Source organism: Nostoc sp. UHCC 0251, assembly GCF_034932245.1.
Lineage (GTDB): Bacteria > Cyanobacteriota > Cyanobacteriia > Cyanobacteriales > Nostocaceae > Nostoc.
This window is the reverse complement of record NZ_JAYGHD010000388.1, coordinates 1-13,886: the sequence shown is the minus strand read 5'-3', so window position 1 is coordinate 13,886 and position 13,886 is coordinate 1. Positions and strand designations below refer to the sequence as shown.

14 protein-coding genes and 1 tRNA gene are annotated in these 13,886 nt (G+C 42.4%); 8 read left to right on the top strand and 7 right to left on the bottom strand.

All coding sequences use genetic code 11. From position 1 onward, the window contains the following. The 3 genes from VB740_RS32455 to VB740_RS32445 form a co-directional block, all read left to right on the top strand. Nucleotides 1-4,365, top strand: a 4,365-nt coding sequence (locus tag VB740_RS32455; protein WP_323203938.1) for an eIF2A-related protein, incomplete at its 5' end; no start/stop codon positions are given. Between the two features lie 63 nt (nt 4,366-4,428). Beyond that, nucleotides 4,429-4,659, top strand: a complete 231-nt coding sequence (locus VB740_RS32450; RefSeq protein WP_323203937.1) for a DUF433 domain-containing protein — start codon at nt 4,429-4,431, stop codon at nt 4,657-4,659. After that, entirely contained in the window at nt 4,656-5,009 is a 354-nt protein-coding gene (locus tag VB740_RS32445) for a DUF5615 family PIN-like protein (protein WP_323203936.1), read from the top strand. The genes VB740_RS32450 and VB740_RS32445 overlap by 4 nt, the downstream gene beginning before the upstream one ends. Nucleotides 5,010-5,116: 107 nt before the next feature. On the opposite strand, the gene VB740_RS32440 is transcribed toward VB740_RS32445, so the two are convergent. The 3 genes from VB740_RS32440 to VB740_RS32430 form a co-directional block, all read right to left on the bottom strand. Then, nucleotides 5,117-5,521 carry a type II toxin-antitoxin system VapC family toxin gene (locus tag VB740_RS32440; RefSeq protein ID WP_323203935.1) on the bottom strand — a complete coding sequence of 135 codons (405 nt, stop codon included), beginning with the start codon at nt 5,519-5,521 and terminating at the stop codon, nt 5,117-5,119. Then, on the bottom strand, nt 5,518-5,769 hold the full coding sequence (locus VB740_RS32435) for an AbrB/MazE/SpoVT family DNA-binding domain-containing protein (RefSeq protein ID WP_323203934.1): 252 nt from the start codon (nt 5,767-5,769) through the stop codon (nt 5,518-5,520). Before VB740_RS32435 ends, VB740_RS32440 begins: the two co-directional genes overlap by 4 nt. Before the next feature lie 246 nt (nt 5,770-6,015). After that, the gene (locus VB740_RS32430) at nt 6,016-6,342 is read right to left on the bottom strand and encodes a helix-turn-helix domain-containing protein (RefSeq protein WP_323203933.1); all 327 of its coding nucleotides are present in this window, start codon (nt 6,340-6,342) and stop codon (nt 6,016-6,018) included. 143 nt (nt 6,343-6,485) lie between these two features. Between VB740_RS32430 and VB740_RS32425 the strand changes: the two genes are divergently transcribed. After that, nucleotides 6,486-6,758, top strand: coding sequence for a hypothetical protein (locus tag VB740_RS32425; RefSeq protein WP_323203932.1), 273 nt, complete (start codon nt 6,486-6,488; stop codon nt 6,756-6,758). Then, nucleotides 6,755-7,123: a clan AA aspartic protease gene (locus tag VB740_RS32420; RefSeq protein ID WP_323203931.1), complete on the top strand. Its 369-nt coding sequence runs from the start codon at nt 6,755-6,757 to the stop codon at nt 7,121-7,123. The genes VB740_RS32425 and VB740_RS32420 overlap by 4 nt, the downstream gene beginning before the upstream one ends. A gap of 52 nt (nt 7,124-7,175) precedes the next feature. Here VB740_RS32420 and VB740_RS32415 read toward each other — a convergent pair. Beyond that, nucleotides 7,176-7,249 (bottom strand) — tRNA-Arg (locus VB740_RS32415). Between the two features lie 33 nt (nt 7,250-7,282). Further along, nucleotides 7,283-8,404 (bottom strand): tocopherol cyclase family protein, encoded by a 1,122-nt coding sequence (locus VB740_RS32410; protein ID WP_323203930.1) that lies wholly within the window; start codon nt 8,402-8,404, stop codon nt 7,283-7,285. Between the two features lie 30 nt (nt 8,405-8,434). On the opposite strand from VB740_RS32410, the gene VB740_RS32405 reads away from it, so the two are divergent. The 3 genes from VB740_RS32405 to VB740_RS32395 all read left to right on the top strand — a co-directional run bounded on the left by VB740_RS32405 (nt 8,435) and on the right by VB740_RS32395 (nt 11,183). Continuing rightward, a complete protein-coding gene (locus tag VB740_RS32405; protein ID WP_323203929.1) occupies nt 8,435-9,046 on the top strand; it encodes a J domain-containing protein in 612 nt (203 codons plus the stop codon). Nucleotides 9,047-9,164: 118 nt separating this feature from the next. Then, entirely contained in the window at nt 9,165-10,097 is a 933-nt protein-coding gene (locus VB740_RS32400; RefSeq protein WP_323203928.1) for a WD40 repeat domain-containing protein, read from the top strand. Nucleotides 10,098-10,415: 318 nt separating this feature from the next. Next, nucleotides 10,416-11,183 carry a hypothetical protein gene (locus tag VB740_RS32395; RefSeq protein ID WP_323203927.1) on the top strand — a complete coding sequence of 256 codons (768 nt, stop codon included), beginning with the start codon at nt 10,416-10,418 and terminating at the stop codon, nt 11,181-11,183. Nucleotides 11,184-11,755: 572 nt separating this feature from the next. Here VB740_RS32395 and VB740_RS32390 read toward each other — a convergent pair. Both VB740_RS32390 and VB740_RS32385 read right to left on the bottom strand, forming a co-directional pair. After that, entirely contained in the window at nt 11,756-12,589 is an 834-nt protein-coding gene (locus tag VB740_RS32390) for a metallophosphoesterase (protein ID WP_323203926.1), read from the bottom strand. A 288-nt stretch (nt 12,590-12,877) separates the two neighbouring features. After that, nucleotides 12,878-13,708, bottom strand: coding sequence for a metallophosphoesterase (locus VB740_RS32385; RefSeq protein ID WP_323203925.1), 831 nt, complete (start codon nt 13,706-13,708; stop codon nt 12,878-12,880). Nucleotides 13,709-13,886 lie beyond the last annotated feature (178 nt).

The window sequence follows — 13,886 nt, the reverse complement described above, 5'->3', positions numbered from 1 at the left end:
GAAGCAGGGGGGGCAGGGGAGGCAGGGGGAGCAGGGGGAGCAGGGGGAGCAGGGGAAGCATTTTCTTCGCCTACGCCTCCTAATCGTCCATCTGCGTTGCTTTTAAGACAGGGAGTTTTACTGTTTTATATGGGGCTGTGTTATTGCCGTTTAGCAGAGCAAAATCAAATAGAAAACCGCCGCCATTGGTACACAGCTAAATTTTATTTTCAGCAGTGTTTGAATGTTTTACAGGTAGCTGGGCGTCCAGATATAGTTGCTGGATTTATTGGTCAACTTGCAGAAGTTTTACAATATCTGCAAGAGTGGGAAGAGTTGCAGGCTGTTGCTCAAAAGTCCCTGGAATTGCATCAAACTTATGGTAGTCAAATCCAATTAGCTTGTGACTACGGTTTTCTCGCGCAAGTGGCTGTGCAGCAGTTGCGATGGGTACAGGCGAGTATATTAGCACACGTATCACTGCTGAAATTAGGTGAGGCGCAAAAGCACAAGGACCCTTGTAACTGCTTATTTCCCTTACTGTTGGGGCAAATTTACTATTTAGTTTTAGCGAAAGCACAGCGAAATTTAGGTGAGCTAGAAGTAGCTGGTGAATACCTGGACAAGGCAACCAAAGAACTACCAGCAGCGTTAGAAAGCAGTGCCCATCAATACGATGCTCATCGTTATATTCGCTTATTGCGGACACTGCGATCGCTCTATTTTGAAGAAGGGCGATATCTGGAAGCCTATTGCATTCGGCAGAAACGGCGTTCTGTTGAGCAGCAGTACGGTTTTCGGGCTTTTATCGGTGCAGGGCGGTTGCAACCGCAAAGACAGGCGACAAACCCAGCATTGATGTCATCTTCTGGGAGTAGCAGCGTTGCTTTAGAAATTGCGGCTTCTGGCCGAGAACGTGATATTAATAACTTAATTGGCAGAATTAGCCGCGCCGATCAAAAATTGACGGTGATTCATGGTCAATCAGGGGTAGGTAAGAGTTCTATTGTAACGGCGGGCTTAGTTCCAGCACTGCAAAATCGAGCCATTGGCGATCAAATAGCTGTGCCTGTGGTGCTGCAAGTTTACACCGATTGGGCGCGGGAATTAGGAAAATCTTTGAGTGAGGCGATGTCTGCTGACGCACCCCTTGCTATCTACCGTGATATCAATCCAGAAGTAGCTATTGAACCGGAAGCTTTGCCCTACTCTGCCACACTTATTACCATCATCAGCATTTTACAACAACTAAAAGAAAATGCTGATAACCATCTGCTCACAGTTTTAATCTTTGACCAATTTGAAGAATTTTTCTTTGGTTATAGCGATCGTGATCAAAAGCAAGAATTTGATAAATTTATTAGCGACTGCCTCAATATACCATTTGTCAAAGTTATCCTTTCCTTGCGAGAAGATTATTTACATCGTTTATTAGACTTTAAACAACTTTCGGCACTGGAAGCTATTAACAACAATATTCTCGACAAACATATTCGCTACCAGTTAAATAATTTTTCGCCAGAATATGCTAAAGCAATTATCCAAAAATTAACAGAGCGATCGCAGTTTAATTTAGAGCCTGCTTTAATTGATGCCTTAATCGAAGATTTATCCACAGGATTTGGAGAAGTCCGCCCCATTGAATTGCAAGTTGTAGGAGCGCAAATTCAAGATGAGCGAATTACTACTTTAGAAGAATATCAGCCATACAGACCCAACAAACTCATCGAGCGATATCTTAAGGAACTGATTAAAGACTGCGGTCCAGAAAATGAACGAGCCGCGTTACTCGTCTTATATTTATTAACAGATGAAAGTAACAACCGACCTTTTAAAACTCGTGCTGAGTTAGCAGCGCAGCTAGCAGAGTTAGAAGATGCTGGCAAATTAGAGTTAGTATTAGACATTTTAGTACGCTCCGGTTTAGTGGTACTATTCCCAGATGTCCCAGAACGCTATCAACTGATTCACGATTATTTAGTAGACTTGATTCGCTACCTCCAACAACAAGAATCAAGCTTACAGGTACAACTTAACCAGTTGCGCTATAAAGTAGAACAAAGTCAAGCTGAGATTGAGCGACTTAAGAGTGAACTTAGCCAAAATAAGCAGGATTTAAAATCGGTAGAGCCTTATCCCCAACAGGGCTTAGATTTATTAACTGAGTTACGGGAGTTGCACAAGCGCGAAGAATTAAGTCAGTTAGAAATTGAGCAATTACGAGCTGAACTGAAAGAAAAAGAATTAACAGCTAAACTTGCAGAAAGCCAAAAGAAACAAAGGCTCAGTGAAGCTCAATTAAATCGTTCGTTGAAAATTGCACTTACTGCTTCTGTTCTCGCTATATTGGGATTAAGTGTTTCCATAGTGACAGCAGTAGATAGCGAAATTAAAACCCTCAGTGCATCCAGTGAAGCCTTCTTTGCTTCGCAAAAAGGTATTGATGCTTTAAAAGAAGGTTTAAAAGCGGGAAGAAAATTACAACAAACAATCTGGGTAGATTCCTATACAAGAGAGCAAGTACAGACGGCCCTTTATCAAGCAGTTTCTGGAGTAAAAGAATATAATCGTTTCGACGGGCATCTATCTGGAGTTAATAGTGCTACATTTAGCCCCGATGGCTCTTTAATTGCCTCAGCCAGTGCGGATACTACAATTCAACTCTGGCATCCCGATGGTAGCTTGGTCAAAACTTTATCGGGGCATGAAGATGTAGTTAATAGCGTCAGTTTCAGCCCAGATAGTCAAATCGTTGCTTCCGCCAGCCAAGACAAGACGGTAAAACTTTGGAGTCGAGAGGGTCAACCGCTTGCTAACCTATTAGGGCATCAAGGCGTGGTGAATAGTGTCAGTTTCAGCCCTGACGGTCAGATTATTGCCTCAGCCAGTAGCGACAAGACGGTGAAACTGTGGAGTCGGGATGGTAAACTGCTCAAAACTTTGCTCTTACATAATGGTGCAGTCTTGAGTGTCGCTTGGTCAACAGATGGACAGACAATTGCTTCCGGGAGTGCTGATAAGACGGTGAAATTGTGGAGTCGGGATGGTAAGCTGCTCAAATCCTTCCAGGGACATGAAGATGCAGTCTTAAGTGTCGCTTGGTCGCCCGATGCAAAAACTATCGCTTCTGCTAGTTTAGACCAGACAATCAAATTGTGGAATCTGGAGGGTAAATTACTGCGAACCTTATCGGGGCATAGTGCTGGAGTTACCAACGTCAGTTTTAGCCGTCATGGTAACATCATCGCTTCCGCAAGTACCGACGAGACAATCAAACTCTGGAGTTCTGAAGGTGTGCTGCTGGCAACTCTGAAGGGACATAATAATTGGGTTAATAGCGTCAGTTTCAGCCCAGACGATCGCACCCTTGCTTCCGCCAGTCGGGACAAAACTATTAAACTCTGGCATTTGGAGGGTGTGTTACTGCGAAAGCCCAAAGCCGATAACAATAACTGGGTAACTAGCATTAGTTTTAGCCCAGACGATCGCACCTTAGCAGCAGCAAGTCGAGACAAAACTATCAAACTTTTCAATCGAGACGGTAAACTACTCAGTACATTCACTGGGCATGAAGGTGAAGTTTGGGGCGTTAGTTTCAGCCCAGATGGTCAAGTAATTGCTTCGGCTAGTAAAGATAAAACGGTGAAGCTTTGGAATGGTGATGGTAAACTGCTCAACACCTTAAAAGGTCATAATGATACCGTCTTGGGTGTTGCTTGGTCGCCTAATGGTCAAGTAATTGCTTCGGCTAGTAAAGATAAAACAGTAAAACTTTGGAGTCGAGACGGTAAACTGCTCAATACCTTGCAGGGACATCAAGATGCGGTGAATTGGGTAAGTTTTAGCCCAGATGGCAAGCTGCTTGCCTCAGCTAGTGATGACAAACTAGTAAAAATCTGGAATTTAGATGGTAAATTGCTATACAGCTTAACTGGTCATAGTCGCCGGGTAAATGGGGTTGCTTGGTCGCCTGATGGAAAAGCAATCGCTTCAGTTAGTATTGATAGCACAGTGAAGATTTGGAATCGAGACGGGAAACTGTTAAATAATCTCACGGGCGATGGCGATAGTTTCATCAGTGTGAGTTTTAGCCCTGATGGCAAGACTCTAGCAGCTAGCAGCGATGACAAAGTAAGAATTTGGAACCGAGAAGGGACATTGCTGATTGCTTTAAAAGGCGATAAGCAAGAGTTAACCAGCGTCAGTTTTAGTAATGACAGCAAGACTCTGGCTGCGGGTAGTGGAAATGGTACAGTGATTTTCCAGAATTTGGCAGATATCGAACTGGAAAAATTGTTGGCACGGGGTTGCAATTTGCTACATGATTATTTGCAGACTAATCAGAAAGTAATGAAGAGCGATCGCGCCTTGTGTTCTAGTAGGTGATGGAAAAGAATAATGAAAGGCATTATATATATTAATAATTATCTATCCAAAAAATCCTAACTCATGCAAAAAATCGTATCCGATCCAAAAATAATGATGGGCAAACCTATCATTTTAGGAACTCGTATTACAGTTGAATTAATTCTCGAAAAACTTGCTGCGGGTGAAACACCTCAGCAAATACTAGAAGCGCATCCGCGACTTAGCGATGAAGGAATTAAAGCAGCTTTAGCATTTGCGGCTCAAGCTTTGCGGTATGATGTCATTTATCCAACGATTGAGAAAGCTTCTTGAAGTTTTTAGGCGACGAAAATTTAGATTGGCAAATCGTTGAACGTCTGCGGTTGGATGGTCACAAAGTTTTGTATGTTGTGGAAATGGAGCCAGGAATTCCTGACGATGAAGTTTTGAACTTGGCTAATAATGAAGGTGCAATTTTATTGACATCAGATAAAGATTTTGGTGAGTTAGTTTTCCGTTTGCGTAGAATTGCAGCAGGTGTGGTGTTAATTCGGTTATTCGGTTTATCTCCAAATGATAGGGCAGAAATTATTGTCAATGCCATTAATAAACACGCAGATGAATTATTAGGAGCTTTTACTGTTATTTCATCTAAAACTATTCGCATTCGTAAAATAACGTGAATTTTAGATGCGATCGCGCCTTGTGTTCTAGTAGGTGATAGCGTATTAGATTATCGAATTTACTTTTTCCTTGTTATACTAATGTGTTTGCTCGTTCAACTTAATGGCTATTCAGGTGAAACGAGCCTAACGTTGGGAAAGTAGGTGCGATAGCGATTGACATCGCGGGTAATGAGAGGCAAATTAGCAGTGCTAGCATGAGCACCAATGTAGAAATCAGGCAATGGGGAGGTTCTGGCGCCACCACGACGACGGTAGTTAAGAAAACTTTGACCTGCTAGGAATGCCGCATCCCAAGGTAAAGGCAGACGTTGAAATATATCTTCCGGCAATGCAGTGATGAGTTCCTGTTCTCTGGGAAAGCCGATGGCAATCTCAGCGTAGATGATAGGATTAATGGCAAGTTGGTCTTGACGGGCATAGGTTGTCAGTTGAAGGGCTGACCAATCAAACCAATTGCGATCGTTGGTAAGAATGTCGAGGATAACGTTGCTGTCTACCAAGACGGTCATAGATTATCGTCGCTACGGGTGAGGGTCATGATTTGGTCAGTGGTGAGGTTTCCAGCAGCGCAACCCCGCATGGTGTCAATCCAGGTTGAGATTTTATCGGTAGGTTGTATTTTCTTGAGGTAGAGGCGATCGCCTTCGATTTCAAACGCTAATTCTACATCAGGAGAAATATTTAGCACCTCTCGGATTTCAGAAGGGATGGTAATTTGACCGTCAGGTGTAATCCGCATCGTGTGTTTGTTGTTCAAGCATTCTTATGTCCTCATATTAATGTTGGTTGAAGTGTTTGGCTAATAGCTTTTCTACATTTATATTTTGCACTATTTTTAACTGTACATCTTGGTAGCATTGAGTGAATTACCATGAGTCGCTGATTAGCAATGAAGAAATTTCTTTTAGTCGTCTTCTTGCCACTAGTTTAATGCGCGATCGCTCTTAGCATTGGTAGAGCGATCGCTGGCTTAACTCAATAGACTTTTTGCATGAGTAAAGTCCTATAGCGATATAACAGTTTCAGCAGATTGGCCCGACGCATGACGAGGGCGAAGATGTAAGGTGATTTCCGTATCGAGCCGCTTGAGGAAAATGAGGAGTTTGCCCTCGCCAAAGCGTTGAAACTCTCCTTTCATCAAATGAGATACTTCTGGCTGGGGAATGCCAAGAAGTTCGCTGATTTCGCGCTGTTTCAGGTTGCGTTGAGATAGGAGGCGCAGTACCTGAATCCCTATCTTGCCTCGCATAAAAAGTTCCGAAGCATCCTCTAAACCGAGATCAGCGAATACGTTGCCACTGCTTTCTTCAAAAACGGGTTCCTGTGTCATTGTTGTTTCTCCCTTGCCACTGCGTTCTTATAGCGTTGTTTAATCACGTCAACATCAGCCTGTGGGGTTTTAATCCCCTGCTTCGGGCTGTCGATTTTGTTTTAAGATCGAATCAGAAATCGGATACAGAAAAGGTTGCTTCTATGCATTATCCCAATCTCAGCCGAGAAGAAATTGCTCAACGTGGCGAAAAACTTTACCAGCAGAGTATCCGTACCCAAGTCGAAACAGCAGAAAATATCGGCAAAATCATTGCAATCAATATCACTACAGGTGATTACGAAATAGATGACGATTTAATTGTGGCTTGTCATCGGCTGCAAGCCAAACAGCCAAACGCAATCATTTGGACAGAGCGAATTGGCTATGATGCTGTTTATGCAGTCGGTGGTACGTTAATTAGGACAGCACAGTGATACATGGGACAGTTGTTGGGCTTCAGGCATGTATAAGTATCACTATTTGTCGTTTGGGGCGTGCAGAAGTAGAAATTGAATGTGTTATCGATACAGGATTTGAAGGGTTTTTAACCTTGCCATCTACGGTAGTCACAGACCTGGATTTGCCTTACGTTGCGCCAATCAAAGCGAATCTTGCGGACAATTCTCGTATCATAACCAATGTTCATCAAGCCACTATCGTGTGGAATGGCACAGAACGCGTGATCCCAGTTTTAGCGATGGGTCGTCGTCCCCTAATTGGCACAGCACTCCTGCAAGATTATCATCTCAGCATCGATTTTTGTGAGGGAGGAACAGTGCTGGTAGATGATATTATGTAAAAAAATCCTTATGACCTTGACTAATAGCAGGTCATAGGGATTTTTTGGCTTACGGGACTGGTGCGGCTCGAACGCACGACCTGACGCTTAGGAGGCGTCCGCTCTATCCAACTGAGCTACAACCCCAACTATGAAGCACATATAATTATAGCAGTAATTTTACCGAGACTGCCAACATTCATCCCAAGAGCCGCCGCCTACTTCTAAACCACAAAGAAAACTTTCTGCTTTTAAGATTATTTTAGATTTTCTCCCACTTACTTCTCGTAACTCTAAATTTAACTTTCCTTGCATGGTGTCTCGGCAACAGTATCTTAAACCATCCTCTGTGGGCGCACGCAGAGGTGTACCAGGTAAATCCGTGGTTCCTGTCAATTCAATTTCATAATTAGAGTTGGTAGCTTTCATTTGCCATCTACCCCAAGGCTGAATTTCCCAATCTACTTGGGAATTCCAGGGAACAAATTCATAAAACTTGCCTTGATAGTGCAACCCAATCATCGCTACAGATTCCATCCACCACAGGACACCCCGCCGTCCACCGCCAGCAGTTAATGCTAAGTCGGGTTCGCCCTCAAAACAATTACAATTTAGCCAAAACCATTTTTGCGGGAAAGCACCACCCCAATTTTTCTCGCCGTAAGCTGGGGCGTTGGTGAATTCGTAGATTTTGCCATTCCAGTCAATCTTCCCACTGGCTAAACCGTGAGCCATCAAAATCTGCCATCCAGGTTCAAAAATCTGCGAGAATGACAGCCAGCCTGCGGTTGATTGCTGAATGCTATTTTTATTACCCCAACCGTATACTGGTTGAATTTCATACTGCCAACGGCAATAATTATTGGTGGCGCGTTCGCCCTTGGCGTTGGCTTTGCCATCGCGAATTATTCCCTGATTCAACGTAGCTGTGGCTTGATATCCCTCTTGAACATGATGCTCAAACTCCGCTGGAAGCAGGTATAGAGGAGCGATTTGCAAATCTGTTTTACCCCAATGACCTAAACCCAGGACATCTTGACTACCCCAAAATTTATTCACATCAGGAAAAGTACGACATAAATACTCATCATCGGGGCCGAGGATTTGGGCTGCACCGCCACTGTGGGGTTTACCGCCGATGGGGTCTTCGATGGAGTACATAAAGGCGAATGTTTGCCCAATTTCCGGTAAAGTGACGCGGTAATACCAGCCTTCAAAGAAGCGGCGACTACTACCATCCCAGTGATAACCAGAATGGGGCGTTTGGGTTGATTGGAGGAGATTTAGGGGAATAGTTAACATATATCTATAATAGTTGCCGATTTTTTCAGTATGCGCGATGACCTCGATCTCAATCATGCTTATGAAATTCTTGGGTTGGAACCGGGTGCATCACAAGCACAAGTAAAGCGAGCTTACCGTCAACTGGTGAAAATTTGGCATCCCGATCGCTTTCTTGAGCAAAAGCAAAAACAGGAAGCTGAGGAAAAAATCAAATCAATCAACGCAGCTTACAACAAGCTCAAATCTGAAAGTCCATCTGAGCCTCCTATTCCTGAAAATCCATCTTCATCTTCGCCTAAAAATCCCACAAAAATATCTGTGAATCGTTGGGATGCTGAAACTTTCTATAGTTTAGGAGTAGAAAATGCTACAGAGGGAAGGTATGAGGATGCGATCGCAGATTTTACCCATGCAATTCGTCTCAATCCTCACTATGTTGAGGCATATAAATATCGTGGGCTAGTTTGCTCTCAATTAGGATACGAATATAGAGCCGCTTCCGATTTAAATAAAGCTGCACAAATAGAAGAAGAGTTAAGAAATCCGGGCGCTGCACGGAGAGTGCGATCGCCTAGATATGTATCAAAACCTAAACCTTTGGTAGAAAGATTTTGTCAAAGGATAAAAAGTTTACTGCGCCTAAATCGGCGTTGGAGATAAAAAACGAATACTTAAGACGACTTTAAACAGCAAAACAATACCTTGAGTTACATAACATTAGCAATTGGGAATACTAAATAAAGTTGAATTTGCTGCTAATTTCTAAGTATTTTTAAATATGCAAGATTTAATATCTGTACGCACTCTCAAAGGGCATTCAAACAAGGTAATGTCTGTGGTCTTCAGTCCTGATGGGCAGACTTTAGCCAGTGGTAGTGATGACAAAACCGTAAAAATTTGGAATTTAGCTAACAACGAATCACGCACCCTCAAGGGACATGGAGAGTCTTCCTGGTCTGGAGGGGTAAATTCTGTTGCTTTCAGCACAAATGGTAAGATTTTAGCCAGTGCTAGTGATGACAAAACTATTAAATTATGGGATGTCTTAACAAGTAAGGAAATCTGTACTTTCACAGGACATGAAGAAAAAGTTTACAGTCTTGCTTTTAGCACTGATGGAAAAACTTTAGCTAGCGGTAGTAAAGACAAGACGATTAAGCTTTGGTCTTTAGAGACAGGAAGGGAGCTACACACACTTAAAGGGCATTCAGATGAAGTTTTATGCGTTGCTTTCAGCCCAGATGGAAAAACTTTAGCTAGTGGTGGTGCTGGTAATGACAAAACGATCAAGGTTTGGCATTTGGCTAAACAGAAAGTCCTAACTCTCACGGGGCATTCCGATTGGTTTGGAGGAATAAATTCTATCGCTTTCAGTCCAAATGGTAAGACTTTAGCAAGTGGTAGTTGGGATAAGACGATTAAGCTATGGCACGTAGAAAACGGTCAAGAAATCCACACCTTATTTGGGCATTCTGATCATGTTTGTTCTATCGCTTTTAGTCCCAATGGCAAAATCATAGCTAGCGGTAGTAAAGACAAAACGATCAAGCTATGGCAGGTGGATACAGGCAATGAACTCTGTACTTTTTCAGCAGATGAAGATGTAGTTTATTCTGTTGCCTTCAGCCCAGATGCTAAGACGCTGGCTAGTGGCAGTGGAGATAAAACTATTACTATATTCCCCATCAGTAAAGCTATCACTCTTTTATAAATGACCTTTAAATATAATTTATTCTTGTTTATTAAAAATTTAGATAACTGAAGAAAATTGCGAGATTCTTTATCTACACATCACCTGACAGTTTAATAACATCCATCTTTGGGATAATCTTTCTTTCGATTAAGTATTAACTCCCTGGAGATAGAGCCACTTGTTTGTTCTCAGAGGTTATTCTGATAGTCACCAACAGTTGAGTAGCAAATAAAACTCAATATTTATCAGCAACATAAATTCTTAAGCTCATTAAAACCTCTTGTTCTTACAAAGCTTTAATTTTTCAAAATCATATCGAGGAGTTAATCAATAGCTATGTCTATTCCCAATGAACGCGAAAGCAAAAACAGTGAAGTTAGGCAAGAATCTTACACTGATATTAATGGTAATACTCACACTGACTTGACACGAACTACTGAAACAGTCAAGAACAGCACAGCTAATCCCAACTCTTACACTAATGGTTACGTACAAGGTCGAAATGTTGAGCGTAGCTACCAGCAAGCAGATTTAGCGCAGCGTGATGAAAACAATGCTAGTGGTGGTTTGCTGTTAGGTATTATCATTACTTCCTTGCTTGGTTTGGTTATAGGTGGGGTTTGGTACTTTAACCAGCAGAATAACGCAGCAGTTAACAATACTGTGCCGGTTGTGGTTCCTGTTCCGAGTAAGAGTGAGCCAACTCCCAGTGCATCTCCTCAACCACCAACGATAATCGAAAGAACTACGGAAGTACCTGTACCTGTACCTGTTGCTGTTCCTGTTCCTGTTCCCCAACAGCAAGTTACACCTCCGTCTGCACCTCGCCAACCGGATATTAACATTACTATTCCACCCCAGCAGCCTGCGGCAGAAAAAGCACCTTCTGTAACCCAGCCTGCACCTAAAGCGCCACAAAGTTCAACGACGAGTCCAACTACTAATACTCCTAGTTCGCAGAACGATACTTCTAATACCGTTACTCCAGGTACGAAAAGCGATACCTCTCAAAAAACTCCACCTCAAGGAGTAAACGAGCCAAATAGTACATCTAATAGCGGTTCTTCTACCACAGATGATACTACAGGCGGTTCTGCTCAATAACGGCTTCTGAATCAGCCCACTTGATAATGCTGGCATTAACGCCAACATCTAAACAAGTGGGAATATTCTTAAGCAATATTTCTAAACTGTTGCGATAAATTAATGGTATTGAAGTTTAGTAAACGCCTCTTGTCGCTGAAAAAACACAGTGCTAGATTAAGAGCAAGGTACAAACAGGTTAAAAGTTAACAAAAACTTTCAAGTTAGAGCCTGTACCTCCTGCTCTAATGTTCTCGCGATCGCTCTGAAGTTGTGACATCCATTGAATGTGTTTTTGCCTTGAGTTCAATGAGTTGTTTTGGAGGTTTTAAGACGCACAGCCAGAAAATGCCTGCCTAGTTGGAATATAAGGATGTGCAATTCTGAGTAAAGCGATCGCGAATGTTGTCCACCTTAGTTTGAGTTACTTACTTCTGAATTCTCCAATCTTCAAGAAACCGCCCCAAGCTGCTGATAATTATCCATCGTAGCTTCAGGCGGTTTCTGCTTTGAGTGTTATGAATTTTTGTCCTTTGTCATTTATCTCTCTTCTTAGAAAAGGGTTATTTAGACCAATGACTAATAACCAATGACTAATGACTAACTAACGTAATTACAGTCACCTCTGGCGGACAGAATAAACGTCCTGGTTTATAAGTTCCTAAACCACGATTGACATATAGTTGATTTTCTTCGACCTTGTGAAACCCTTGCGCCCATTCCCAATATCGCACGACTTTAGAACAGTCTCCCAGGAAAAATGTTACCCAACGCCGTAATTTTTTGGGAATTTTTTTGAGTAGCTTTTTATAATGAAGTACTAGAGGGCCAATGCCTGGAATTACGATGTGACCACCGTGGGTATGACCAGATAGTTGCAAATCTACGCGCCATTGTTGCAATATCTTAGCTGTATCTGGGTTATGGGATAAAACAATGCGGGGTGTAACGGAGTCAAGTTGATTCATAACTGGTGCAGGGTAAAATTCCCGTGACCAATAATCAGCTAATCCGACTAGTGGTAATTCTTTTCCTAACGGATAGGCGATTTCATTCCAAAGCACATGCACCCCAATGCTAGTTAACGCCTGTGTAACTTCTGCTTTTGAATGACTGTAACAGATATCGTGATTACCAAGTACGGCGTAAATGCCACAGCGACTTTGCAGATGTTTGAGTCGATGCACCAATTGGTGAATTGGCGTGGGATCGTCAGTTACGTAGTCACCAGTTAATAGAATTAAATCAGGTTCAGCTTCGTTAGTAAGTGCGATCGCTTTTTCTAACATGTCTTCCGACAGCCGCAAACCATCGTAGTGAAAATCTGACAACTGCACTAGCGTTGTACCTTGTAAAGATGCTGGAAGTTCCGCAATCTTAACCGTGATTTTATCTACTCTTAAATGTCCCGTAAACAACCAATGCATAAGGCAACCGATACTCCTCATACCAGCGCTTACAGCTTACCAAAAATCAAAATGTAACTTGATAAACTGCAATAATTTATGTTACATACTCCACATACAAATAACCAATTGATTTATCTGAAATCGCTGAATTTAGCTCTGGAGTTTTCTTTCTGCCTTTCGGGTGATGCTGCTTCTGGTGCGTATGCTACGCGTAGCTTCTTCTCCATAGAAATAGGTCGCTAGCGCTAGGCTCACACTGGCTCTGCCGGTGAAAATGTCCACCGCACTGCCTCACCTCCTGACTTCTTACTCACCTTGTAGGGTGATTATAGTAACTTCTGGGGGGCAAAATAAGCGTCCTGGGAGATAAGTTCCCAAACCACGATTGACATATAGCTGATTTTTTCCTAGCTGATGGAAACCCTGTGCCCATTCCCAATGCTTGACTACAGAAACATTTATATCCAAAAATGGAAATCGACGCCGCACTTTTCTGGGTATTTTTTCTGCAAGCTTTTCGTAAATAAATATCGCAGGGCCAATTCCGGGAATTACGATTTGACCACCGTGAGTATGACCAGATAATTGTAAGTCAACCCGCCATGTTTGCAGTATCTCTGCACTATCTGGGTTGTGAGATAAAACGATGCAGGGTGTGTTGGGGTTTAGTTGATTCATAACAGGTACGGGGTGAAATTCCCGTGACCAATAATCAGCTAGTCCTACCAATGGTAATTCTTTTCCTAGCGGATAGGCAATTTCGTTCCAAAGGACGTGAATTCCAATGCTAGTAAGGGCATCTGTAACTTCTGCTTTTCCGTGTTTGTAATGTATATCGTGATTGCCGAGAACAGCATAGATACCACTGCGGCTTTGTAGATGTTTAAGCCGAAGTATCAGCTGATGAATCGGCGTGGAATCGTCAGTTACGTAATCACCAGTTAATAAAATTAAATCAGGTTCAGCTTCGTTAGTAACTGCGATCGCTTTTTCTAACATATCTTCCGACAGCCGCAAACCATCATAATGAAAATCTGACAACTGCACCAACTTTTTATTTTGTAACGATGCAGGCAACCCTGTAATGTTAACCGTCAATTTCTCTATACTCAACGGCCCAGATAACAACCAATGCATAAGATGTTCAACAAAGCTCAATCATAGCGCTTACAGCTTAACGAAACATCCTTGGTTCGGGTGTAGCAACCAGTGCAAATTATTGAAAATTTCCTGAAAAATAATGAAAAGCCTAAAACCTAGACATATAGGAATCATATTTGATTTCTGAAAATATTTCAGTAGGGTGTGTTATGCC

Bases quoted from the DNA above. Each gene is read 5' to 3' on its own strand.
- VB740_RS32450 (WP_323203937.1), top strand. From the start codon at position 4,429: ATGCAAAAAATCGTATCCGATCCAAAAATAATGATGGGCAAACCTATC.
- VB740_RS32440 (WP_323203935.1), bottom strand. From the start codon at position 5,521: ATGACCGTCTTGGTAGACAGCAACGTTATCCTCGACATTCTTACCAAC.
- VB740_RS32430 (WP_323203933.1), bottom strand. From the start codon at position 6,342: ATGACACAGGAACCCGTTTTTGAAGAAAGCAGTGGCAACGTATTCGCT.
- VB740_RS32425 (WP_323203932.1), top strand. From the start codon at position 6,486: ATGCATTATCCCAATCTCAGCCGAGAAGAAATTGCTCAACGTGGCGAA.
- VB740_RS32410 (WP_323203930.1), bottom strand. From the start codon at position 8,404: ATGTTAACTATTCCCCTAAATCTCCTCCAATCAACCCAAACGCCCCAT.
- VB740_RS32405 (WP_323203929.1), top strand. From the start codon at position 8,435: ATGCGCGATGACCTCGATCTCAATCATGCTTATGAAATTCTTGGGTTG.
- VB740_RS32400 (WP_323203928.1), top strand. From the start codon at position 9,165: ATGCAAGATTTAATATCTGTACGCACTCTCAAAGGGCATTCAAACAAG.
- VB740_RS32395 (WP_323203927.1), top strand. From the start codon at position 10,416: ATGTCTATTCCCAATGAACGCGAAAGCAAAAACAGTGAAGTTAGGCAA.
- VB740_RS32390 (WP_323203926.1), bottom strand. From the start codon at position 12,589: ATGCATTGGTTGTTTACGGGACATTTAAGAGTAGATAAAATCACGGTT.
- VB740_RS32385 (WP_323203925.1), bottom strand. From the start codon at position 13,708: ATGCATTGGTTGTTATCTGGGCCGTTGAGTATAGAGAAATTGACGGTT.